Here is a 22,006-nt window from a genome sequence, read left to right as displayed (position 1 = left end):
GATCGGGCGGCGGGGGGTGCGACGGCCCTTCGCGGGGGACAATCACCGTAGACCTGCTCCCCTCGGGAGGTATCGTCATGCGGCTGATGTCCACCGCTGCCGGGAATCCGGTGCGGGATCCCGTCCACCACCCGCTGTTCGCCCGCTACTACGCCCGCTGCAGCGTGGCCGCCGAGACCAGGCTCGGTATGGCCGCCGTCCGGGAGCGGTTGCTCTCCGGGCTGACCGGGCGGGTGATCGAGATCGGCGCGGGCAACGGTCTCAATTTCGCGCGGTATCCCGGGTCGGTGGCGGAGGTCGTCGCGATCGAACCGGAACGCACCCTGCGGCGGTTGGCGACGGAGGCCGCCGTCCGCGCCGATGTCCCGGTGGACGTGGTGCCGGGCGCGGCGGAGGCGCTGCCGGTGAAGAGCGAGGCGTTTGACGCCGCGGTGCTCTCGCTGGTGCTGTGCAGTGTGCGGGACGTACCACGGGCGCTCGCGGAGGTACGGCGGGTGTTGCGACCGGCCGGTGAGCTGCGGTTCTTCGAGCACGGGCGGGGCGGTGGCCCGGCGATGCTGTTCACCCAGCGGGCGCTGGACCGGACGGTGTGGCCGCTGCTGAGCGGCGGCTGCCATCTGTCCCGGGAGCCGGTCGCCGAGATGCGCGCGGCCGGGTTCGAACTCGGCGCGTACCGGCGGGTGTTCCTGCCGGAGAACGGCCTGCGGCTGCCGACCTCCTACTGTGTGCTGGGCGTCGCGCGCAAGGCCCCGGAGACCTGACCACAGCAGTCGTGATCACAGGCTCCAGCGGCGCAGCTCCTCCGCGATGTCGGACAGGCTCGCCTCGCCGGTCTTCACCAACCGGGCCAGATCGCGGACCTGTTCGGGCGAGGTGGCGATCTTGAGGCCGCTGGCGACCAGGTAGGCGTAGGCGACCGAGGACGCGAAGAGGGCGTTCGAGCGCTCAAGCGCCGGTACGTGGATGAGGAGTTGGAGCAGTGCGGCGGCGCGGGCGTGCGGGCTGTCGTAGACGGGGACGTCGAATATCTCGGCCCGGTGCCGGGCGACGGCGGCGATCAGCGCACCCCAGTCGGTGACCTGGGGGTCCCCCGGGGTCTTCTGTTCGGCGAGCATGAGGAGCCAGGCGAGATCGATGGTCAGGTCGTTCAAGGGATCAGTGACGGCCTTCGGTCTTGTCAGAGGTATCGGGACCCTGGGCTTCGCCGAACTCCTCCGCGAAGACGGACTCGTACTGCTTCATGAAGTCGGCGGCCGCCTCGACGAACGTACGGCCCGCCTCACCTGTGTCCTGCATGACCAGTTCCTCTATGTAGCGGTTGACGCTCATCCCGCGCGCGAGAGCGCGCTCGCGGGCCGCCTTGACGGTCCCCTCGTCCACGCGCACGTTCAGCTGGGTCTTCGCCATACCTAGACGCTAGCGCGGTTGTGCTAGCAGCGGCAAGCGCGCATCGCAATCGAAAAGTGATACCGCCTGTGCGGCGCGTCACACTACGCTCGTCCCGGACAAAGCTCGGACAAAGCTCCAACAACAAGGGTCACGGCTAGATCGCGCCAGCGAGGAGGCAGCGTTGTCCACAGCAGCTGCGGAGGAACCGGCCGCGGAGGGACCGGCCGCGGACGGGACAGCGGCCCGCGCACGCGGGCTGACCAAGGCGTACGGCGCGGGCGAGACGGCCGTGCTCGCACTGGACTCGGTGGACGTGGACATCGCGCGCGGCCGCTTCACCGCGGTCATGGGCCCCTCGGGCTCCGGCAAGTCCACGTTGATGCACTGCCTGGCGGGACTGGACACGGTGTCGGCCGGCCAGGTCTGGCTCGGCGGCACCGAGATAACGGGTCTGCGGGAGCGCGAGCTGACGCGGCTGCGCCGGGACCGGATCGGGTTCATGTTCCAGTCGTTCAACCTGATCCCGACGCTGAACGCGGCCGAGAACATCACCCTGCCCATGGACATCGCGGGCAAGAAGCCCGACGGGAAGTGGCTGGACCAGGTCATCGACACGCTGGGGCTGCGGGACCGGCTCAAGCACCGGCCCGCGCAGCTGTCCGGCGGGCAGCAGCAGCGGGTGGCCTGCGCACGGGCGCTGGCCTCCCGGCCGGAGCTGATCTTCGCCGACGAGCCGACCGGCAACCTGGACTCGCGAGCCGGTCTCGAGGTGCTGGGCATTCTTCGGGACGCGGTCGACCAGCTCGGGCAGACGGTCGTCATGGTGACCCACGACCCGGGCGCCGCCGCCCATTCCGACCTGGTGCTCTTCCTCGCGGACGGCCGAATGGTGGACCGGATGGAAGGGCCGACGGCCGACGCCGTACTCGAACGGATGAAGCGGTTCGACGTGGGACGCGGGTCCTCCGGGCCCGGGGAGGACTGACCCGGTGCTCAAGGCAACCCTGCGGAGCTTCCTGGCCCACAAGGGACGGCTGCTGCTGTCCGCGCTGGCCATCGTCCTGTCCGTGGCGTTCGTCGCGGGCAGCCTGATCTTCTCCGACACCGTCACCCGTACCTTCGACCGGCTGTTCGCCTCCACCTCCGCCGATGTGACGGTGGAGCCCAAGGAGGACCTCAAGTCGTCGGTGCCGACCGGCGCCGTACAGACCGTGCCGGCCGCGCTGAAGGAGCGGGTCGCCAAGGTCGACGGGGTCGCGGACACCCACGCGGATGTCTCGGTGCAGAACATCGTGGTGGTCGACAGCCACAACAAGTCGGTCGGCCCGACCACCGGCGCCCCGACCATCGCCACCGACTGGTACCTCACCCACCGCAGCCCTGTGAAGCTCACCTCGGGGCACGCCCCGCGGGGTGCGGGCCAGGCGCTCCTCGACGCGGACACCGCCGACAAGAAGCACGTGCGCATCGGCGACACACTGACCGTGCAGGCCCAGCCCGGCACCTTCAGGGTCGAGATCGTCGGCATCGCCACCTTCACCACCACCAACCCCGGTGCGGCCCTGGTCTTCCTCGACCCGTCGGTCGCCGCGAAGGAACTGCTGGGCTCCGCCGAGCGGGCCACCAGCATCTCGGTGGACGCGGCGCGGGGTGTCACGGACGCCGAGCTGAAGCGCCGGGTCGGCGAGGCGATCGGGACCGGGACGTACGACCTGAAGACCGCCGACGAGCAGGCGAAGTCCTCCGCCGCGGACCTGGGCGGATTCCTCGACGTCATCAAGTACGTGATGCTGGGATTCGCGGGCATCGCCACGCTCGTGGGTGTCTTCCTGATCGTCAACACGTTCTCCATGCTGATCGCCCAGCGCACCCGCGAGCTGGGCCTGTTGCGCGCGCTGGGCGCCGACCGGCGTCAGGTCCGGCGGTCCGTGCTCACCGAGGCGGTGCTGCTCGGGCTGGTCGGTTCGACCCTGGGTCTGGGCGCCGGTATCGGGCTGGCGCTCGGGCTGATCAAGCTGATGAGCGCGTTCGGGATGAACCTCAAGACCACCGAGATGGTCGTCGGCTGGGGCACACCCGTGGCGGCCTACGCCGTGGGCGTCGGCGTCACCTTCGTCGCCGCGTATCTGCCGGCCCGGCGCGCGGCCACGGTGTCGCCGATGGCGGCGCTCGCGGACGCCGAGATCGCCGGGGTGGGCAAGCCCTTGACGGTGCGGGCGATCGTGGGCGCGGTCGTCGGGGTGCTCGGGGTGGCGGCCCTCGCGGGCTGTGCGGCGGCCACGAAGACCGCCTCGGCCGCCTCGCTGCTGGGCCTCGGGGTGGTGCTGACGCTGCTCGCCACGGTCATCGCGGGCCCGTTGCTGGTACGCCCGGTGATCCGCGTCCTGGGCGCGGCCTTCCCCGCCCTGTTCGGCTCGGTCGGCCGGATGAGCCAGCGCAACGCCCTGCGCAACCCGCGCCGTACCGGCGCCACCGCCGCCGCGCTCATGGTGGGGCTGGCCCTGGTCGGCGGGATGTCGGTGGCGAGCGCCTCCATGTCCAAGTCCTTCGACCAGCAGATCGACAAGACCCTGGGCGCCGACTTCATCGTCCAGAACGGCAACTTCCTGCCGTTCACCCGGGAGGTCACCGACAAGGTGCGCGACACCGAGGGCGTGGGTCTCGTCGTCCGGCAGCGGTTTGCGCCGGTGGCCCTACGGCTGCCGGACGGCAAGCGGGTCACCACGACCGCCGCCGGGTACGACGCGCAGGTCGACGACGTCGCCCATGTCGCCTACAAGGGCGGCGACACCGCGGCCGCGCTCGCCGACGGCAGTATCGGCATGGACGCCACCTTCGCCGCGGACCACAAGGTGCGCCTCGGCAGCGTGCTCCCGGTCGAGTTCCAGGGCGGCAAGAGCGCCGAGATGAAGGTGGGCGCCCTCACCGACCAGGACAGCGGCAGCGGCTTCGGCACCCAGGGCGGGCTGTTCCTCGGCATCGCCACCGTGGAGAAGTACGTCCCCGACGGCCAGGACTCGTCGTTGTACGTCAACCACGCCCCGGGCACGAGTGTCGACCGGCTCCGCGCGAACCTGGAGAAGACCCTCGCCCCGTATCCGCAGGTGCAGGTCCGCGACCAGGCCGACTACAAGAAGCTGGTCCACGACCAGATCGCCGTGCTGCTGTACCTCGTCTACGCGCTGCTCGGCCTTGCGATCGTGATCGCGGTGCTCGGGGTCGTCAACACCCTGGCCCTGTCGGTCGTGGAGCGCACCCGGGAGATCGGGCTGCTGCGCGCGATCGGGCTGGGCCGGCGGCAGCTGCGCCGGATGATCCGGCTGGAGTCGGTGGTGATCGCGGTGTTCGGCGCGGTGCTGGGGCTCGCGCTCGGCCTGGTGTGGGGCGTGTGCACCCAGCAGGTGCTGGCTCTCCAGGGCATGAAGGCGCTGGCGATCCCATGGGGCACGATCGTGGCCGTCGTGATCGGCTCGGCGGTCGTGGGCATCGTGGCGGCGCTGCTGCCGGCATTGCGTGCATCGCGCATGAATGTGCTGGCGGCCATCGCGCACGAGTGATGCAATCGTGACGCTCACGTTCCGGACCGTTGGGAAGAAGTTCGTGCCGCGTCCGTTCCGCCTCGGGGTCAACCGGCTCACGCGCGCGTCGTCTACGACGTTACCCACCCGGTCGTCGGAAACCTGACCATCACACAGCAGACCCTGCGCATCCCGCAGGAACCGCACCAGTCCCTCGTCACGATCACAGCGGAGCCAGGATCCGCCTCAGCCGCGGCACTGACGATGCTGCGACAAGCATGCGGGTTCAGACCGGACGGACGAACCGGGGCAGAGGGCCGAGGCCGCGGAACGGCAGTGAGCCCACGGCGATCCGCGCAGCGAGGGGCGTCGGCGTGTCCCAGGGTGCTGGTGACCGTCGGCGGCTGTCCGACCGGGTGGCCGCGAAGGCGCCGGCGGCCCCGCTCGATTCCCAGGCACGGAATACCTGTTCGCCAGACAGGCGAACGCTCTGCTTGGCTCGCCCCATGAGCGATCTTCACATCCGCAGCGCCACCTTCTCGGACATCGACACCGTGCTGCGGTTCTGGCGCGACGCCGCGGAAGGAACGAGCATCAGCGACGACCACGACGGAGTGGCCCGACTCATCACACGAGACCCCGACGCCCTGCTCCTCGCGACGCGCGGCGACCTCCTCACCGGAACCCTCATAGCCGGCTTCGACGGATGGCGCTGCTCCGCCTACCGACTGGCCGTACACCCCGACCACCGCCGGCGAGGCATCGCCACCGCCCTCCTGGAAGCCGCGGAACAACGCTTCGCCGCCCTGGGCGGACGACGCATCGACGCCATGGTCCTGGAAGCCAACGAACAGGCTCACCACACGTGGGCCGCCACCGGGTACCACCGCGAGGACCACTGGCGGCGCTGGGCCAAACCGCTGTAGGCGATGTGTGTGAGCAGGCAGGACTTCGTGCGCGACGAGACCGCGCACCATGCCTTGCGGGCGGTGGGGTACGAGTCGTGGGAGAGGTGGCGACGGGGGGTTACGCCGCTGGCGGAGACCCCCGAGTAGCCAGCTTTGCCGATCCTTTACTATTGAGGAGTCGTCCCGTCCCTCCATGAAAGGTGTGTGAGCGTCCGCCCATGGGCGAGCCTCCCAGTCCTCTGTCCCGCCAACACCGCGCGGTCCCGTCCACCCTGTCCGATCATGGGACGGAGGTGACCCGATGACCGAAGTGCTCCTCCTGCTGGTGGCGATCCTGCTCTCGCTCGCCTGCGGTGCCTTCGTCGCGGCCGAGTTCTCGCTCACCACGGTGGGACGCGGTGAACTGGAGCGGGCCGCGGAGCGCGGCGAGCGCGGTGCCGCGGGCGCCCTCAAGGCCGTACGGCAGCTGACCTTTCAGCTCTCGGGGGCCCAGCTCGGCATCACGGTCACCAATCTGGTGGTCGGCATGCTCGCCGAGCCGTCGATCGGCAAGCTGCTGGCCGGTCCGCTGGAGGCGGTGGGCATCGCGCGGTCGGCGGCGAGCTCGCTCGCGCTGGTGATCGGCACCGCGCTGTCCACGGTGTTCCTGATGGTCGTAGGCGAGCTGGTGCCCAAGAACTGGGCGATCTCCTCGCCGCTGGCCGTGGCCAAGCGGGTGGGCAACGCCCAGCGCTGGTTCAGCGCGGCCTTCCGGCCGTTCATCACGCATCTGAACAACACCGCGAACCGGGTGGTACGACGGTTCGGTGTGGAGCCCGCCGAGGAGCTGGCCTCCGCGCGCGGACCCCAGGAGCTGGCCGCGCTGGCCCGGCACTCCGCCAAGGAGGGCTCGCTGGAGGCGGACACCGCGGAGCTGTTCGTACGCACGCTGAACCTCGCCGACCTCACCGCGGAGAACGTGATGACCCCGCGCGTCCAGGTCGTCGCCCTGGAGGTCGGCGCGACCTGCGAGGACGTGGCGAACGCGACCCGGGCGACCGGGCTGTCCCGCTTCCCGGTCTACCGGGACAGCCTCGACTCGGTCGTCGGCACCGCCCACATCAAGGACATCCTGGCCCTGCCCGTGGCGGAGCGGGCCCGCGTCCGGGTGGACGAGGTGATGCGTGAGCCCCTGCTGGTCCCCGAGTCCCTCACCGTCGACCGCCTCCTGGACCGCCTCGGCGGCCGGCGCACCATGGCCGTCGTCATCGACGAGTACGGCGGTACGGCCGGGGTCGCCACCCTGGAGGACATCGTCGAGGAGGTCGTCGGCGAGGTCCGCGACGAGCACGACCCGCACGAGACGCCCGACCTCGCCCCCGCGGGCGCCGACGAGCAGGGCCGCGCGCTCTACTCGGCGGACGGCGCGGCCCGCATGGACCAGCTCGCGCGCGTGGGCCTGAGGCCGCCCGAGGGGCCGTACGAGACGCTGGCCGGGCTGATCGCGACCGAGCTGGGCCGGATACCCGAGCCCGGGGACAGCGTCGAGGTCGCCGGGTGGCGGCTCGACGTGGTCGACGCGTCTGGGCGGCGCGCGGCCCGGGTACTGCTGCACGCGCCGCTCGCCGACGAACAGAGGCAGGAACAGGAGGGGCACCGATGACCGTCGTACAGCTGCTGATCGGGTTTGCCACGCTGGTCGTCAACGCCTTCTTCGTGGGTGCCGAGTTCGCGCTGATCTCCGTGCGCCGCTCCCAGATCGAGCCGCACGCCGAGGCGGGCGACCGGCGGGCCAGGAGCGTGCTGTGGGGCCTGGAGCACGTGTCCGCGCTCCTTGCCGCCGCCCAGCTCGGCATCACGCTGTGCACGCTGGTGCTGGGTGTGGTCGCCGAACCGGCGATCGCGCATCTGCTGGAGCCGGTGTTCCACGCGGTCGGCGTACCCAAGAGCGCCGGCCACGCCGTGTCCTTCGTGATCGCCCTGGCGCTGGCGACCTATCTGCACATGCTGCTCGGCGAGATGGTGCCGAAGAACGTGGCACTCGCCGAGCCCGTACGCAGCGCGCTGCTGCTCGGACCGCCGCTGGTGGCCCTTTCCCGGGCACTGCGGCCGGTGATCTTCACCGTCAACGCCTTCGCGAACGGCCTGCTCAAACTGCTCCGGGTGGAGACCAAGGACGAGGTCGCGGCGACCTTCACGGACACCGAGCTCGCCGAGATCGTCAAGGACGCCAGCGAGGCGGGCCTGATCGACGACCGGGCGCAGGAACGGCTGCACGACGCCCTGGAGCTGGGCCGCCGGCCGGTGCGGGACGTGGTGGTGCCACTGGAGCGTGTCGTCTACGCGCGCGTGGGCGTCACCCCGGAGGAACTGGAGCGGCTGTCGGCGGAGTCGGGCTTCTCCCGGTTCCCGGTGGTCGACGAGGGGCGGCGGATCGTCGGCTATCTGCACGTCAAGGACGCGTTGGACGCCTCGCCCCGGGACGAGGCGTTCCGGCTGCGGGACATGCGGCCCATCGCGCGGGTGCGGGAGAACACCCCGCTGGACGATGTGCTCACCGCGATGCGCGGCAGCCGCACCCATCTGGCGGGCGTGCTCGGCGACGACGGACGGCTGGCGGGGCTGGTGACGATGGAGGACGTGCTGCGGGAGCTGTTCGGGCAACATGCGTAGCCCTCTCCGGGGGAGCGACCGACTGACGGGTATGCGCCTCGGGATACCATCTCTGTCGCCATGCAGAAGAACCCTGTGAACCCTGCGCTTCCCGCACACTCCAGCCTGGTCGCGGTCGGCGACTCCTTCACCGAGGGCATGTCGGACCTGCAGCCCGACGGCTCGTACCGGGGCTGGGCCGATGTCCTCGCCGCCAGGATGGCCGCCCACACCCCCGGCTTCCGCTACGCCAACCTCGCGGTGCGCGGCAAGCTGATCGGGCAGATCGTCGAGGAGCAGGTGGACGTGGCGGTCGCGATGCGGCCCGACGTGATCACGCTGGTCGGCGGCCTCAACGACACCCTGCGGCCCAAGTGCGACATGGGCCGGGTCCGGGACCTGCTGACCGAGGCGGTGGAGCGGCTGGCGCCGGCCTGCGAGCGGCTGGTGCTGATGCGCAGCCCCGGCCGCCAGGGCCCGGTTCTCGAGCGGTTCCGGCCGCGCATGGAGGAGCTGTTCGCCTGCGTCGAGGACCTCGCCGGGCGGCACGGCGCCCTGGTGGTCGACCTGTACGGCGCCCCCTCGCTGGCCGACCCCCGGCTGTGGGACGTTGACCGGCTGCACCTGACGGCCGAGGGTCACCGCCGGGTCGCCGAAGCGGTCTGGCAGACCCTCGGCTACGAGGCCGAGGACCGCGAGTGGCACACACCGATGCCGGCCACGCCGCCGCCCGGCTGGGTCGCGCGCCGGGTCGCGGACGCCCGCTTCACCAGGCAGCACCTGCTGCCGTGGATAGGCCGCCGCCTGACCGGCCGCTCCTCGGGGGACGGGCGCACGCCGAAGCGGCCGGAGCTGCTGCCGTACGAGGCATAGCGCGGGCATAGCCTGAGGCGTGTGTCCACGCGGGTGATCAATGTCAGGGGCCGGATCCATGAGTTCGGCCCCCGGCTGGAACACGCCCCGGAGGAGGTCGTCTACGTGGGCCGGCGCTGGACCATGGGCGGCTGGGACCTGCCCCGCCACCCGCTTTACAACCCCTTCGCCTACGACACCCCGAAGAAGAAACGGGACGGCACCCGGGCCGAGGTGCTGGCGATGTACCGGGCGTATCTGCTGGAGCGTCCCGAACTGCTGGAGCTGGTGGCCGAGCTGCGGGGGAAGACCCTGGCGTGCTGGTGCGCGCCCGAGCTGTGCCACGCGGACGTGCTGGCGGAGCTGGCCGTGGTCTCCCAGCGCTCTCGCGCGCAGCCAGGTCGGCCCGATTCGTCCGCACCCCGGGCACAGCTCTCGTAGCTTCGCACGAGCGGACCCGCGACGCTGGACTGCAGAAACCGCCAGTAGAATCCGTACACGTGACTTCTGCCGCCCCCGCAAAGCCCCGCATCCCGAACGTCCTCGCCGGACGCTACGCCTCCGCCGAGCTCGCCACGCTCTGGTCGCCCGAGCAGAAGGTGAAGCTGGAGCGGCAGCTCTGGCTCGCCGTGCTGCGGGCGCAGAAGGACCTCGGGATCGAGGTGCCGGACGCGGCGATCGCCGACTACGAGCGGGTCCTAGACACCGTCGACCTGGCCTCCATCGCCGAGCGCGAGAAGGTCACGCGGCACGACGTGAAGGCGCGGATCGAGGAGTTCAACGACCTCGCCGGGCACGAGCATGTACACAAGGGCATGACCTCCCGCGACCTGACGGAGAACGTCGAGCAGTTGCAGATCCGGCTCTCGCTGGAGCTGGTGCGCGACCGTGCGGTGGCCGTCCTGGCGCGGCTGGGCAAGCTGGCCGGGGAGTACGCGGAGCTGGTCATGGCCGGCCGCTCCCACAACGTGGCCGCGCAGGCCACCACCCTCGGCAAGCGCTTCGCGACCGCCGCCGACGAGCTGCTGGTGGCGTACGGCCGGGTCGAGGAACTGCTCGGCCGCTACCCGCTGCGTGGCATCAAGGGTCCGGTCGGCACCGCCCAGGACATGCTGGACCTGCTGGGCGGGGACGCCGCGAAGCTGGCCGACCTGGAGAACCGGATCGCGCGGCACCTTGGCTTCTCGCAGGCGTTCACGTCGGTCGGCCAGGTGTACCCGCGCTCGCTGGACTACGAGGTCGTGACCGCGCTGGTGCAGCTGGCGGCCGCGCCGTCCTCGCTGGCCAAGACGATCCGGCTGATGGCCGGGCACGAGCTGGTCACCGAGGGCTTCAAGCCGGGCCAGGTCGGCTCCTCGGCGATGCCGCACAAGATGAACACGCGGTCCTGCGAGCGCGTCAACGGCCTGATGGTGGTCCTGCGCGGCTACGCCTCGATGACCGGCGAGCTGGCGGGCGACCAGTGGAACGAGGGCGACGTGTCCTGTTCGGTGGTGCGCCGGGTGGCCCTGCCCGACGCGTTCTTCGCGCTGGACGGTCTGCTGGAGACCTTCCTGACGGTCCTCGACGAGTTCGGCGCGTTCCCCGCCGTCATCGCCCGTGAGCTGGACCGCTACCTGCCCTTCCTCGCCACCACCAAGGTGCTGATGGGCGCGGTGCGCGCGGGCGTCGGCCGTGAGGTCGCGCACGAGGCGATCAAGGAGAACGCCGTCGCTACCGCACTGGCGATGCGTGAGCAGGGCGCCGAGCGCAACGACCTGCTCGACAAGCTGGCCGCCGACGAGCGGCTGCCGCTCGACCGTGCGCAGCTGGCGGCCCTGATGGCCGACAAGTTGTCCTTCACGGGCGCGGCCGCCGACCAGGTCGCAGCTGTCGTCGGCCGGATCGAGGAGATCGTCAAGCAGCACCCCGAGGCCGCCGGCTACACCCCCGGAGCGATCCTCTGACCCGCTTCACAGCGGCGGAACTGGAGGCCGCCCGCGACCGTCTCGTCCCGGACGTGATCGCGGACGGTCTGCACGTCCTGTTCTGCGGCATCAACCCCGGCCTGATGACGGCGGCCACGGGCCATCACTTCGCCCGTCCCGGCAACCGCTTCTGGCCGGTGCTGCAGCTGTCCGGGTTCACCCCGAGGCTGCTGAAGCCCGCTGAACAGGGCGAGTTGCTGTCCTACGGGCTCGGCATCACGAACGTGGTGGCGCGGGCGACCGCACGCGCCGACGAGCTGACGGCCGCGGAGTACGCCGAGGGCGGCCGGCTGCTGACGGCGAAGGTGACACGGACACGGCCGAGGTGGCTGGCGGTGGTGGGCATCACGGCCTACCGGGCCGCGTTCGGCGACCGCTGGGCACAGGTGGGACCGCAGGAGCGGACGATCGGGGACACGCGGGTGTGGGTGCTGCCGAACCCCAGCGGGCTGAACGCGCACTGGACGGCGGCGACGATGGCGGAGGAGTTCGGGCGGCTGCGGGAGGCAGCGGAGGGCTAGCCGGTCACCGCTGAAAGGGCGGTCGCGGCCGTCAGGCGTCCCGTCGGCGCACACTGCGGGCTCCGGCGAGCACCGCGGCCGCCGCCCACCGCGCGGTCACTGCCGGCCCCGTCCACGGCCCCAGGGCCCCGTCCCGGTCGCTGTGGAGGACGACTTGACCCGCTCGGTCGGGCAGCAGGTCGGCGTCAGGTGGTACTTGCCCAGGACGAGGGTGACGAGGCCGGTGAGCAGACCGACGGCGAGCACCGGCAATGCGATCGCCGTGGCCTTCGCCGCGAACCAGCGCCGCCGGTCGGGCAGTGGTCGCAGCGTACGAGTCGGGGTTCGTCGTGCCGCGGTGATCGCGGATCTTCGGCAGGTCGGGGGCTCCGGGCACTCGCCGGGGTCGTCGTTACCGAAGTACGATCCGGCCAACACGCGGAGCTAGCTGGGAGGACGGACGTTGGCGGGGCTGACCGGTGGTGATCCGTCTCTGCTGCGAAGGATCAATTCCGCGGTGGTGCTGCATGCGCTGCGTGCCACGGATTGCGCGACGCTCACGGAGATCACCCGGGTGACCGGGCTGTCCCGGCCGACCGTCGAGGGGGTCGTCGAAGGGCTCATTGAGGCTGGTCTGGTCGTCGAGAAGGCGGCCGAGGAGGGTGCCACCCGGCGGCAGGGGCGGCCCGCGCGGCGGTTCCGGTTCCGGGCCGAGGCCGGGCATCTGCTGGGACTGGAGATCGGCGCGCACCGCGTTTCCGCGCTCCTGGCCGATCTGGACGGCCGGGTCCTGGGGACGCAGGCCAAGGACGTGGACGAGACGGCCGACGCGGACGAGCGGCTGGAGCGGCTGCGCACCGCGGTCGCCGAGCTGCTGCGCCGGGCCGGGGTACCGCGTAGTTCGCTGCGGGCCGTCGGGGTGGGCACACCGGGCATCGTCGAGGCGGACGGCCGGGTGCGGCTGGGCACCGCGCTGCCCCAGTGGACGGGACTGCGGTTGGGCGAACGGCTGAGCCGCTCCTTCAAGTGTCCGGTGCTGGTGGAGAACGACGCCAACGCGGCGGCCGTCGCCGAGCACTGGAAGGGCGCCGCCACCGAGTCCGACGACGTGGTGATGGTGCTGGCCGGGCTCAGTCCGGGCGCCGGTTCGCTGATCGGCGGACGGCTGCACCGGGGCTACGGCGGGGCGGCCGGGGAGATCGGCGCGCTGCATCTGCTGGGCCGGGAGGTGACCCCCGAGACGCTGCTGTCCACCACGGACGAACCACTGCACCCGCTGGACGAGCAGGCGGTCGCCGAGGTGTTCACGCTGGCCCGCAAGGGGGACGTGCGGGCGCGGGCCGCGGTCGACAGGTTCATCCAGCGGCTGGTCCACGACGTGGCCGCGCTCGTGCTGGCCCTGGACCCGGAGCTGGTGGTGATCGGCGGCTGGGCGGCGGGACTCGACGGCGTCCTGGAGCCGCTGCGCCGCGAACTCGCCCGCTACTGTCTGCGGCCGCCCAGGGTGGCTCTCTCCCTCCTCGGCGAGGCGGCGGTGGCGACCGGCGCGCTGCGGCTCGCCCTCGACCATGTGGAGGAGCAGCTGTTCGCGGTTGACGGGACGGTCACCGCACGCCGGTGAACAGCCGAGCGGCGCCGCGCTGAGAAACGTGACGCGCCCTGGAGGAGTTCCGGGGCGCGTCCTGTTCCGGCTCGGTGGCTATGAAGCCTGGCGCTCCGGTCCGTGGTGGATCTCCACTCCGCCGGAGTCGCCGAAGGTCAGCCGGCAGGTGTCCGCGCGGTACGTGGCGACGGAGAGCGCGGCCGTACGGCCGGCGGCCAGAAAGCGGGTGGTGACGACGAGGACCGGGGCTCCGGGGAGGCGGTCGAGTTCCTTGGCGTCGTCCGCGCGTGCCGAGCCGAGCTCCACGGCCCGGTCCTGGCCCTCCAGCTCCAGGCGCTGCAGCTCGCGCAGCACCGCACGCGCGCGTGCCGATCCGGACGGCGCGTCGATCGCCGTCAGGTCCGGGACGGAGGGCGCCGGGATGTACAGCAGCTCGGCGGCGACCGGCTGGCCGTGGGAGACGCGGGAGCGGCGCACGACGTGCACCGGCTCCTCCGAGCCGGTCTCCAGAGCGGTCGCGACGGTCGTGGGCGGCACCGCGAGGGTGCAGTCGACCGGCTGCCACGCGTCGCCGGGGGCGCCCGGCCAGGCGTCCTGGTCGGTCCCCACGGCCACGCCCATGCGCGGGGGCGCCACCGTCGTACCGACACCGCGGCGGCGCTGGAGGCGGCCCTCCAGTTCGAGCTGTTCGAGGGCCTGACGGAGGGTGGCGCGGGCCACGCCGAAGCGGGCGGCGAGGTCGCGCTCGTTGGGCAGGATCTCGCCGACCGAGAACTCCGAGTCGAGTGCCTCACTGAGCACGGTCTTGAGATGCCAGTACTTCGGTTCCGGCACCGATTCCAGCTGCGTGGTCCCCACCCTGTCCTCCGCAATCGCCGTGGTCCGGCGGCGTTTTAGCGCCCTTGTTTATTAAAGGTTGTTGTACTTATCTGCGACCATAGGGCGGTGCACCCCCTTGGTCAAGACCAATCCTCGATCCCGTGGGAAGCGCATAGAAAGCGGTGCCGTGCAGCGTTCACAAGGCGTTCGCACGGGGGCGTTTTCGTGACATGACGGCAAGGCTCCCGCCGTACGACGGGAGCCGTGGGGCGCCGGATATCAGAAGTCGGCTGTCGGAGGTCGGCGAGGGACCGCCGTTGGCCCGGTTTTCGGATGACCGAACGGGGTCGGCCGTCTTGACGCGGTCAGGGCCTCGTCCCGCCCGACACGTTCCTCCACGACCGGGCGGAATCACCACGTCCACCGTGCACGCGGCCCAGAATGATCCGTGGAGACGTGGCTGCCGCATTGACTGACCCCCGCGCAGCGCTTCGGGCGCGCCGATTTCAACCTGCCGCTGCGCAGGGCATGTTGAGCTACGCCATCGGCCATGGAGGCGCGACACACCACCCCCGGGGACTACCCGCCAGTAGCAATTGCTGACAAGCTGTCTACGGCGTCAGCCGATGTCACAGACGAGGAGCCCCCATGTCCGCCACCGTCTCCCTCAAAGTCCCGGCCGCGCAGGGTCAGCAGGACGTGACCGTCTCCTACGCGCGCGTGGGCCGCGGCGAGCCGCTGGTCCTGATCCACGGAATAGGGCATCACCGGCAGGCCTGGGACCCGGTGGTGGACATCCTCGCGACCGAGCGGGACGTGATCGCCGTGGACCTGCCCGGCTTCGGAGCCTCCCCCGGGCTTCCCGCGGGCCTCGCCTACGACCTGCCGACGACCAACGCCGTGCTCGCCACCCTGTTCGAGGCGCTGGAGCTGGACCGGCCGCATGTGGCCGGCAACTCGCTCGGCGGGCTGCTGGCCCTGGAGCTGGGCCGCGAGAAGCACGTACGGTCCGTCACCGCCCTCTCCCCCGCCGGATTCTGGTCGCAGGCCGAGCGGCGCTACGCCTTCGGTGTCCTCATCGCCATGCGCGGGATCGCGGAGCGGCTGCCGCTCCCGCTGGTCGAGCGGCTGTCCCGGACGGCCGCCGGGCGGACGGCCCTGACAAGCACCATCTACGCCCGCCCGGCGCGCCGTTCACCCGAGGCCGTGGTCGCCGAGACGCTCGCGCTCGCCCAGGCCACCGGGTTCGCCGAGACCCTGCGGGCGGGCTCCGCCGTCCAGTTCACGGATGACATCCCCGGCATCCCGGTCACCGTGGGCTGGGGCACCCGGGACATGCTGCTGGTGCGCAGTCAGGGGGTCCGTGCCAAGCAGATCATCCCCAAGGCCCGCCTGGTCCGGCTGCCCGGCTGCGGGCACTGCCCGATGAACGACGACCCGGCGCTGGTCGCACGGGTCATCCTGGACGGCAGCCGCCGAGCGTCGCCCGAGGCAGGGTGCGGTGTCGGCGGCCCCCGGCCGACGGCTCACTCCGAACCGGGCTCCGGCAGCCGCTGAACGGCGACTGAAACGGCGCCGGGCGCGGACACCCCCCGCCCGACGGCCCATACGACGCACGGCACCACACCCACCGCCCAGCGTCGCCAGACGTGTGGCAGGGCTCCGAGGCCATGGCGACCCTCGCGCCCACCACGGGGCCGCCGACGCCGGGCGGCCCTTGGGAGGCCGTTCCGACGAACGGAGCGGTGGGCGACGCGGTGAGTGGGTGGCCGGGCCCGGGTCGCTGTGCATCCGCTGGGCGTGTGCGCGCACGCGCGGGGCGACGACGCCGGCGTACGGCTGGGGGCTGGGGCCGACGAATCCGTCGTACGGCTGGTGTCTGGTGTTGGGTACGCGCAGCTGCCGCCGGCGCGGATCCGGGAGGAAGGGCGGGTGATGGCGGAGGCGCTCGACGGGTGACCTTGCGGAGCGGGTCAGTTGTTCACTTGTGGTTTCCGTGAGCGCTGCGGCGCACCAGTAGTTGTGTGGCTGTGCACAACTGGCCGGATCCCGTCCTGGAGGCCCTTCATGTCCCTTTCGTTCCCCGGCCGCCGCAGCGTGCTGCGCGGCTCCCTCGCCGCGGCGGCAGCCCTGACCCTGCCCACGGCGCTCGGTTCGGCTCCGGCGTTCGCGCTCTCCGGACGTCCCCGAGCCGACTGGGGTGTGCAGGCGGGCGACGTGACCGCCGACTCCGGCCTGGTGTGGGTCCGTTCGGACCGGCCGGCCCGGATGATCGTGGAGACCTCGGCCACCGAGTCGTTCCGCAACCCCCGCAGATGGCGGGGCCCGCTGCTCGGCGCGGACAGCGACTTCACCGGCACCACGCGGCTGCACGGGCTGCCGTCGGGCGAGCAGATCCACTACCGCGTGCTGCTCGCCGACCCCGACGACCCGCGCCGCACCGGCGAGCCGGTCACCGGTACCTTCCGCACCGCGTCCACGCGCCGGCGCCACGACGTGAAGTTCCTGTGGTCCGGTGACCTGGCCGGGCAGGGCTGGGGCATCAACGAGTCCATCGGCGGCTACCGCATCTTCGACGCGATGGCGAAGCTGGACCCGGACTTCTTCCTGTGCAGCGGTGACAACATCTACGCCGACGGTGTGATCACGGCGACCCAGGCGCTGCCCGACGGCAGCCTGTACCGCAACGTCACCAGCGAGGCGAAGTCGCACGTCGCGGTCACCCTGGACGACTTCCGCGGCAACTTCCGCTACAACCTGCTGGACGAGGCGCTGCGCCGGTTCAACGCCCAGGTGCCGAACGTCATCCAGTGGGACGACCACGAGGTCCGCAACAACTGGTACCCGGGCGAGGTCATCGGCACCGGCACCCCCTACCCGGCCGGCACCAAGCTGGACGACATGGCGGTGCGCTCCCGACGGGCGTTCTCCGAGTACTTCCCCATCTCCACGATCAGCGGCCGCCCCGACGGCCGGATCTACCGCGTCCACCACCACGGCCCGCTCCTCGACGTCTTCGTCCTTGACATGCGGACCTACCGCAACGCCAACTCGCCCGACAACCAGACCACCGACCCGCAGGGCATCCTCGGCGCCGAGCAGCTGGAGTGGCTCAAGCGCGAGCTGTCCCGGTCGCGTGCGGTGTGGAAGGTCATCGCCGCGGACATGCCGCTCGGTCTGGTCGTGCCCGACCCGGTCGAGGGTCTGGCGAACTTCGAGGCCGTCGCCCAGGGCGACCCGGGCGCGCCGCTCGGCCGCGAACTGCAGATCGCGGAGCTGCTGCGGTACATCAAGCACCGGAGGATCACCGGCACGGTGTGGCTGACGGCCGACGTCCACCACACCTCGGCCCAGCACTACGACCCGTCGCGGGCCGCGTTCAAGGACTTCGCGCCGTTCTGGGAGTTCGTCTCCGGCCCGCTCAACGCCGGCGCCTTCCCGGCCAGCACCCTGGACGGCACGTTCGGCCCCGACCGGGTGTTCGTCAAGGCGCCGACCGCCGCGAACGTGTCTCCCGCCGAGGGCTACCAGTTCTTCGGCGAGGTCGACATCGACGGCGACAGCGGTGAGCTCACGGTCCGTCTGCGCGAGTACGACGGCACCGTGCTGTTCACCCAGTCCCTGCAGCCGGGCCGGGTCGGCCAGTAGCTCCCGTACGCTTTTCCCAGGGCCGTGCACCGGCGTCATCCCCCGGTGTGCGGCCCTGTCGCATTCCCCGGTCCGGGTCTCTCGGCGTCCCGGTGCGGGTCTCGCCGCGTCCGGAACTCCCCTACCTGTAGGGCGATTTCGCAGGCCAGCGCGGTTGTCAGTGGTCGCCTCTACGGTAATTCCCATGACGCGATCTTCACAGGCCGTGGCCCATCGCCAACCCTCCGTGCTGCACTCCGCCGCCGACGGACGCCATCTCGGGCTGGAGACGTCCCGGGGTGCGACGCCCGCCGGGGTCGAGGACCATCCGCGGTTCTTCGCGGGCTTCCTGACCTCGCCTCAGGTGGCCGCCGCCCTGCCGCTGCTCGCCGAGTCGGGCGGCACCGCGGGCGCGGGCACCCATCTGTGTGTCGCCTACGGGCTGGGGGCCCGACAGCCGGAGGACCGGCTCGCCGCGGTGGACGCCCTGCTGGTGCTCGCCGCACGCCGGCAGCTCGACGCCGAGCGGCTGGGCGCCGACCTGGGCCAGCCGGTCCGGCGCGGCGCGGTGGAGCCGCTGCGGCTGGCCGAGTCGGCACGGACGGCGGCGGCCACCGGGGCCAACACGACGATATGGGAGATGCTCCGGCTCGCCGCCGAGTGCGCCGAGCGGTCCGGGGCCCGCGGCGCGCTGCCCCATCTGCCCCGGGCGGCCGCCCGGCGTGGCTCGTCACGTCTGGTGGTCCAGGCCCGCCGGCTGCGGGACGCCCTGGCTGAGGAGGTGGCCGCTTGACAGGGCCAAAACCAGTCATTTCAGAGATCTGGGTAACGGGAAAAATCGTTGCAAAAAGAACATAACCATGCTTTACCCATCGGTCACAGAGCGTTCGTGATCACGCAACACCGTTCCTTCACAGTGGTTGCATGAATCGAGACATGTCTGATGTGAGGCGCACGAGGGACGGACGCCCCGTGCACCACTGGCGACGGGACATCGTCGAACTTGCCGCCCTGTTCACGGCGGTGGCGGTGGCCGACGCGGTGGCGAACCTGATCGGGCACGGGCCCGCTGGTCCGGCGCTGCTGGTGATCTCGGCACTGGTACTGGCGGCGACGGCCGGCTTCCACGTCTGGTGGGCGAGGCGCCCAGGTCACGCTCCACCGGTGACCGCTACCGATACCGGCACCCGGCCGGCCGTCAGCGAGACACGGCAGACCGGGCCCGGTGCCGAGGGCCCGTCGGCCGAAGGCGCGGACAGCACGCTGTGGCGGTTGCGGACGACCGTGCGGGACGCGCCCGGTTCGCTGGCGGCGCTGTGCAGCGCGCTCGCCGGGCACGCGGTCGACATCCTGAACCTGCAGACGCATCCGCTGGCCGACGGCACGGTGGACGAGTTCCTGCTGCGGGCCCCGGGCCGGCTCACGGCCGGCGAGATCACCCGGGCGGTCGCACTGGCCGGGGGTACGGACACCTGGATCGAGCGGGCCGACGCGCACGATCTGGTGGACGCCCCGACCAGGGTCCTGGGCCTGGCGACCCGAACCGCCCTGGACGCGGCGGAACTTCCGCTGGCCCTCCGGCAGTTGTTGGGAAGGTGCACGATCCGCTCACTCCCCGCCCATCCGGTCGGCGGGGCCCGGAGCCCCGAGACGGTTCCTGTCGAAGGGGTGCTGGAGGACACCGTGATGCGGCTGCGGGCACCGGAGGGTGGAGTGATCACCGTGGAGCGGCCGTATCTGCCGTTCACGCCGACCGAGTTCGCGCGGGCGCGGGCGCTGGTGGAGCTGGACGCCCGGCTCGGGCCGCGCATCCCGCGCAGCCAGGACGTGCTCACCCTGCCCGAGGGCAGGGAGATCACCGTGCGCCGGGTCGACACGGGTGACGTGGAGGCGGCGAAGGCGATGCACGAGCGCTGCTCGGCACGGACCCTCGGGCTGCGGTACCACGGTCCGGTCGGGGACGCGGACCGCTACCTGAGCCACCTGCTCAGTCCGCGCTTCGGCCGGACGCTGGCCGTGCAGACCGCTTCGGGCCGGATCGTCGGCCTCGGGCATCTGCTGTGGGACGGGGACGAGACGGAGGTCGCGCTGCTCGTCGAGGACGACTGGCAGCGGCGCGGTATCGGCAGCGAGCTGCTGGGCCGGCTGGTGGGCATGGCCGTCGAGGCGGGCTGCGAGAGCGTGTACGCCGTCACGCAGGCGTCCAACACGGGCATGGTCGCGGCTATGCGGGGGCTGGGGTTGCCGCTGGACTATCAGATCGAGGAGGGGACGCTGGTGATCACGGCGCGTCTGGACGCCAGCCCGGTCGTGTCCCGGCTGCCGTATGACAGCGGTGCGCGGGGGCGGTCCGGTCAGGCCTGAGAAGGAGGCGGACAGCGGCCCGGCGTTCGACGGACGCCGGGCCGTTCGTCCGTGCGGGTCGGTGTCACACCCCGTGGCCCAGGGCCGCGTCCAGGTCTGCCCACAGATCCTCCACGTCCTCCAGCCCCACCGAAAGCCGCAGCAGTCGGTCGCTCACCCCGGCGCCCCGGCGGTCCTCGGCGTCGACGACGCGGTGGCTGATGGAGGCCGGGTGCTGGATGAGGGTGTCGACGCTGCCGAGGCTGACGGCCGGGGTGATCAGCCGTACCCGGGAGACGACCTCGTGCGGGTCGCCGTACACCTCGAAGGCGATCATCGCGCCGCCCAGGCGCGGGTAGCGGGTGCGGGCGACGCGCGGGTCGGCGGTGAGACGGCGGGCGAGTTCGGCGGCGGTGGCGGAGGCGGCCCGGACCCGTACCGGGAGGGTGGACAGGCCGCGCAGCAGCAGATAGCCGGCCAGCGGATGCAGGACGCCCCCGGTCGCGAAACGTATCTTCCTGAGCTGCCCGGCGAGTTCCTCGTCGCAGGCGACCACCCCCGCCAGCACGTCGCCGTGCCCGCCGAGATACTTGGTGGCACTGTGCAGCACCAGCCGGGCGCCGAGTTCGGCGGGGCGCTGGAGCACGGGGGTGGCGAAGGTGTTGTCGGCGAGCAGCGGGACCGTGCCGCAGGCGTGGGCGACGGCCCGCAGGTCGAGTTCGGCGAGGGTCGGGTTGGCCGGGGACTCGACCAGCACCAGGCCGGTGTCCGGGCGCAGCGCGTCGTTGATGCCCGCCGGGTCGGTCCAGGTGACCTCGGTGCCGAGGAGACCGGCGGTGAGAAGGTGGTCGCTGCACCCGTACAGGGGCCGTACGGCGACGACATGGCGCAGGCCGGTCGCCGCGCGGGCGAGCAGGACGGCGCTCAGGGCGGCCATGCCGCTGGCGAAGGCAACCGCGGACTCGGTGCCCTCCAGACGGGCCAGGGCGGTCTCGAAGCGGGCGACCGTCGGATTGCCGAGGCGTCCGTAGACCGGCGGTCCCTCCGGGTCCGCGCCGTCGGTGGCGAAGGCGTCGATGCGGGCGGCCTCGGCGCGGCTGTCGTAGGACGGGTAGGTGGTGGACAGATCGATCGGCGGGGCGTGCAGGCCCTGGCGGGCGAGGTCGTCGCGGCCGGCGTGCACGGCCTCGGTGGCCAGGGCGCGCGGGGCGCCGGACACCCGCGTCAGGCCGTCGCGGAGGCTCACCGAGTTGTCGTGGGTGCTCATCGAGTCCATGGGCGAAGGGTGAACATCGGGCGGGGTACAGGAGACGAACACCGTGTTACGTTCGCCATATGGCCGAATCTGTCGCACTGGATCCGGTCGATCTGCATCTGCTGCGGCTGCTGCAGAACGACGCCCGGACCACCTACCGCGATCTCGCCGACCGGGTGGGCGTGGCACCGTCGACCTGTCTGGACCGGGTGACCCGGCTGCGCCGCTCGGGAGTGATCATCGGGCACCGGCTGGAGCTCGATCCGGCCAAGCTCGGGCGCGGCCTCGAGGCGCTGCTGTCGGTGCAGGTGAGGCCGCACCGGCGGGAGTTGGTGGGGCCGTTCGTGGAGCGGATCCGGGCGCTGCCGGAGTCGCGGACGGTGTTCCACCTGACCGGTCCCGACGACTATCTGGTGCATGTGGCCGTGGCCGACATGGCGGACCTGCAACGGCTGGTCCTGGACGAGTTCACGTCCCGGCGCGAAGTGGCCCGGGTGGAGACCCGGTTGATCTTCCAGCAGTGGGAGTGCGGACCGCTGCTCCCGCCTACGCCGTCAGCTCAATCCCAGTGACGTGCGGCGGCCCGTCGTACGA

19 protein-coding genes and 4 pseudogenes are annotated in these 22,006 nt (G+C 71.7%); 18 read left to right on the top strand and 5 right to left on the bottom strand.

Going from position 1 to position 22,006, the window contains the following annotated elements:
- Window positions 1-77: 77 nt before the first annotated feature.
- Window positions 78-761 carry a class I SAM-dependent methyltransferase gene (locus tag ABTY98_RS19680; RefSeq protein ID WP_352222185.1) on the top strand — a complete coding sequence of 228 codons (684 nt, stop codon included), beginning with the start codon at window positions 78-80 and terminating at the stop codon, window positions 759-761.
- Window positions 762-776: 15 nt separating this feature from the next.
- Here ABTY98_RS19680 and ABTY98_RS19675 read toward each other — a convergent pair whose 3' ends face one another.
- Together ABTY98_RS19675 and ABTY98_RS19670 are read right to left on the bottom strand one after the other, a co-directional pair.
- Window positions 777-1,151 carry a fic family toxin-antitoxin system, toxin component gene (locus ABTY98_RS19675; protein ID WP_352222184.1) on the bottom strand — a complete coding sequence of 125 codons (375 nt, stop codon included), beginning with the start codon at window positions 1,149-1,151 and terminating at the stop codon, window positions 777-779.
- A gap of 4 nt (window positions 1,152-1,155) precedes the next feature.
- Complete coding sequence (locus ABTY98_RS19670) at window positions 1,156-1,407, bottom strand: toxin-antitoxin system HicB family antitoxin (protein ID WP_352222183.1); 252 nt, start codon at window positions 1,405-1,407, stop codon at window positions 1,156-1,158.
- A 163-nt stretch (window positions 1,408-1,570) separates the two neighbouring features.
- Between ABTY98_RS19670 and ABTY98_RS19665 the strand changes: the two genes are divergently transcribed.
- The 10 genes and pseudogenes from ABTY98_RS19665 to mug all read left to right on the top strand — a co-directional run bounded on the left by ABTY98_RS19665 (window position 1,571) and on the right by mug (window position 11,786).
- On the top strand, window positions 1,571-2,374 hold the full coding sequence (locus tag ABTY98_RS19665) for an ABC transporter ATP-binding protein (RefSeq protein ID WP_352222182.1): 804 nt from the start codon (window positions 1,571-1,573) through the stop codon (window positions 2,372-2,374).
- A 4-nt stretch (window positions 2,375-2,378) separates the two neighbouring features.
- Window positions 2,379-4,946 (top strand): ABC transporter permease, encoded by a 2,568-nt coding sequence (locus tag ABTY98_RS19660; RefSeq protein ID WP_352222181.1) that lies wholly within the window; start codon window positions 2,379-2,381, stop codon window positions 4,944-4,946.
- A gap of 87 nt (window positions 4,947-5,033) precedes the next feature.
- Window positions 5,034-5,417: pseudogene (locus ABTY98_RS19655) on the top strand (MmyB family transcriptional regulator); the annotation flags it as partial.
- Window positions 5,414-5,833, top strand: coding sequence for a GNAT family N-acetyltransferase (locus ABTY98_RS19650; RefSeq protein ID WP_352222180.1), 420 nt, complete (start codon window positions 5,414-5,416; stop codon window positions 5,831-5,833). The pseudogene ABTY98_RS19655 and the gene ABTY98_RS19650, both read left to right, overlap by 4 nt.
- 283 nt (window positions 5,834-6,116) lie before the next feature.
- A complete protein-coding gene (locus tag ABTY98_RS19645) occupies window positions 6,117-7,457 on the top strand; it encodes a hemolysin family protein (protein ID WP_352222179.1) in 1,341 nt (446 codons plus the stop codon).
- On the top strand, window positions 7,454-8,467 hold the full coding sequence (locus ABTY98_RS19640; protein ID WP_352222178.1) for a hemolysin family protein: 1,014 nt from the start codon (window positions 7,454-7,456) through the stop codon (window positions 8,465-8,467). Before ABTY98_RS19645 ends, ABTY98_RS19640 begins: the two co-directional genes overlap by 4 nt.
- Window positions 8,468-8,527: 60 nt before the next feature.
- Window positions 8,528-9,319 carry an SGNH/GDSL hydrolase family protein gene (locus ABTY98_RS19635; RefSeq protein ID WP_352222177.1) on the top strand — a complete coding sequence of 264 codons (792 nt, stop codon included), beginning with the start codon at window positions 8,528-8,530 and terminating at the stop codon, window positions 9,317-9,319.
- 21 nt (window positions 9,320-9,340) lie between these two features.
- On the top strand, window positions 9,341-9,739 hold the full coding sequence (locus ABTY98_RS19630; protein WP_352222176.1) for a DUF4326 domain-containing protein: 399 nt from the start codon (window positions 9,341-9,343) through the stop codon (window positions 9,737-9,739).
- Between the two features lie 59 nt (window positions 9,740-9,798).
- Complete coding sequence (gene purB, locus ABTY98_RS19625) at window positions 9,799-11,244, top strand: adenylosuccinate lyase (protein WP_352222175.1); 1,446 nt, start codon at window positions 9,799-9,801, stop codon at window positions 11,242-11,244.
- Complete coding sequence (gene mug / locus ABTY98_RS19620) at window positions 11,241-11,786, top strand: G/U mismatch-specific DNA glycosylase (protein WP_352222284.1); 546 nt, start codon at window positions 11,241-11,243, stop codon at window positions 11,784-11,786. The genes purB and mug overlap by 4 nt, the downstream gene beginning before the upstream one ends.
- Window positions 11,787-11,817: 31 nt before the next feature.
- Here the strand turns inward: mug and ABTY98_RS19615 are convergent.
- A pseudogene (locus ABTY98_RS19615) lies at window positions 11,818-12,098 on the bottom strand (ABC transporter permease); the annotation flags it as partial.
- A gap of 130 nt (window positions 12,099-12,228) precedes the next feature.
- On the opposite strand from ABTY98_RS19615, the gene ABTY98_RS19610 reads away from it, so the two are divergent.
- On the top strand, window positions 12,229-13,386 hold the full coding sequence (locus tag ABTY98_RS19610; protein WP_352222174.1) for an ROK family transcriptional regulator: 1,158 nt from the start codon (window positions 12,229-12,231) through the stop codon (window positions 13,384-13,386).
- Window positions 13,387-13,464: 78 nt separating this feature from the next.
- Here the strand turns inward: ABTY98_RS19610 and ABTY98_RS19605 are convergent, their stop codons facing one another.
- Window positions 13,465-14,226, bottom strand: coding sequence for a GntR family transcriptional regulator (locus tag ABTY98_RS19605; RefSeq protein ID WP_352222173.1), 762 nt, complete (start codon window positions 14,224-14,226; stop codon window positions 13,465-13,467).
- Window positions 14,227-14,835: 609 nt separating this feature from the next.
- Here ABTY98_RS19605 and ABTY98_RS19600 point away from each other — a divergent pair.
- The 5 genes and pseudogenes from ABTY98_RS19600 to ABTY98_RS19585 all read left to right on the top strand — a co-directional run bounded on the left by ABTY98_RS19600 (window position 14,836) and on the right by ABTY98_RS19585 (window position 20,178).
- The gene (locus ABTY98_RS19600) at window positions 14,836-15,744 is read left to right on the top strand and encodes an alpha/beta fold hydrolase (RefSeq protein WP_352222172.1); all 909 of its coding nucleotides are present in this window, start codon (window positions 14,836-14,838) and stop codon (window positions 15,742-15,744) included.
- A gap of 510 nt (window positions 15,745-16,254) precedes the next feature.
- On the top strand, window positions 16,255-17,835 hold the full coding sequence (locus ABTY98_RS19595; RefSeq protein ID WP_352222171.1) for an alkaline phosphatase D family protein: 1,581 nt from the start codon (window positions 16,255-16,257) through the stop codon (window positions 17,833-17,835).
- A gap of 184 nt (window positions 17,836-18,019) precedes the next feature.
- Window positions 18,020-18,190 (top strand): annotated as a pseudogene (locus tag ABTY98_RS42360) (SWIM zinc finger family protein); the annotation flags it as partial.
- Window positions 18,182-18,607, top strand: a pseudogene (locus tag ABTY98_RS19590) (DUF6493 family protein); the annotation flags it as partial. The pseudogenes ABTY98_RS42360 and ABTY98_RS19590, both read left to right, overlap by 9 nt.
- Before the next feature lie 143 nt (window positions 18,608-18,750).
- Entirely contained in the window at window positions 18,751-20,178 is a 1,428-nt protein-coding gene (locus tag ABTY98_RS19585) for a GNAT family N-acetyltransferase (protein ID WP_352222170.1), read from the top strand.
- Between the two features lie 64 nt (window positions 20,179-20,242).
- Here the strand turns inward: ABTY98_RS19585 and ABTY98_RS19580 are convergent, their stop codons facing one another.
- The gene (locus tag ABTY98_RS19580; RefSeq protein ID WP_502994274.1) at window positions 20,243-21,433 is read right to left on the bottom strand and encodes a trans-sulfuration enzyme family protein; all 1,191 of its coding nucleotides are present in this window, start codon (window positions 21,431-21,433) and stop codon (window positions 20,243-20,245) included.
- Window positions 21,434-21,492: 59 nt separating this feature from the next.
- Here ABTY98_RS19580 and ABTY98_RS19575 point away from each other — a divergent pair, with 59 nt between their 5' ends.
- Window positions 21,493-21,984 (top strand): Lrp/AsnC family transcriptional regulator, encoded by a 492-nt coding sequence (locus ABTY98_RS19575; RefSeq protein WP_352222169.1) that lies wholly within the window; start codon window positions 21,493-21,495, stop codon window positions 21,982-21,984.
- The last annotated feature ends 22 nt before the right edge of the window (window positions 21,985-22,006 follow it).

Origin of the sequence: Streptomyces sp. NPDC096040, assembly GCF_040303265.1 — a bacterium.
Taxonomy (GTDB): domain Bacteria; phylum Actinomycetota; class Actinomycetes; order Streptomycetales; family Streptomycetaceae; genus Streptomyces.
Note: the sequence above shows the minus strand (reverse complement) of the source record. Positions and strands in the feature narration are given on the sequence as shown.

What these genes read in the sequence shown, in the direction of transcription:
- ABTY98_RS19680 (WP_352222185.1), top strand. Translation starts at nt 78, where the DNA reads ATGCGGCTGATGTCCACCGCTGCCGGGAATCCGGTGCGGGATCCCGTC.
- ABTY98_RS19670 (WP_352222183.1), bottom strand. Translation starts at nt 1,407, where the DNA reads ATGGCGAAGACCCAGCTGAACGTGCGCGTGGACGAGGGGACCGTCAAG.
- ABTY98_RS19650 (WP_352222180.1), top strand. Translation starts at nt 5,414, where the DNA reads ATGAGCGATCTTCACATCCGCAGCGCCACCTTCTCGGACATCGACACC.
- ABTY98_RS19645 (WP_352222179.1), top strand. Translation starts at nt 6,117, where the DNA reads ATGACCGAAGTGCTCCTCCTGCTGGTGGCGATCCTGCTCTCGCTCGCC.
- ABTY98_RS19640 (WP_352222178.1), top strand. Translation starts at nt 7,454, where the DNA reads ATGACCGTCGTACAGCTGCTGATCGGGTTTGCCACGCTGGTCGTCAAC.
- ABTY98_RS19635 (WP_352222177.1), top strand. Translation starts at nt 8,528, where the DNA reads ATGCAGAAGAACCCTGTGAACCCTGCGCTTCCCGCACACTCCAGCCTG.
- ABTY98_RS19600 (WP_352222172.1), top strand. Translation starts at nt 14,836, where the DNA reads ATGTCCGCCACCGTCTCCCTCAAAGTCCCGGCCGCGCAGGGTCAGCAG.
- ABTY98_RS19595 (WP_352222171.1), top strand. Translation starts at nt 16,255, where the DNA reads ATGTCCCTTTCGTTCCCCGGCCGCCGCAGCGTGCTGCGCGGCTCCCTC.
- ABTY98_RS19585 (WP_352222170.1), top strand. Translation starts at nt 18,751, where the DNA reads ATGTCTGATGTGAGGCGCACGAGGGACGGACGCCCCGTGCACCACTGG.
- ABTY98_RS19580 (WP_502994274.1), bottom strand. Translation starts at nt 21,433, where the DNA reads ATGGACTCGATGAGCACCCACGACAACTCGGTGAGCCTCCGCGACGGC.
- ABTY98_RS19575 (WP_352222169.1), top strand. Translation starts at nt 21,493, where the DNA reads ATGGCCGAATCTGTCGCACTGGATCCGGTCGATCTGCATCTGCTGCGG.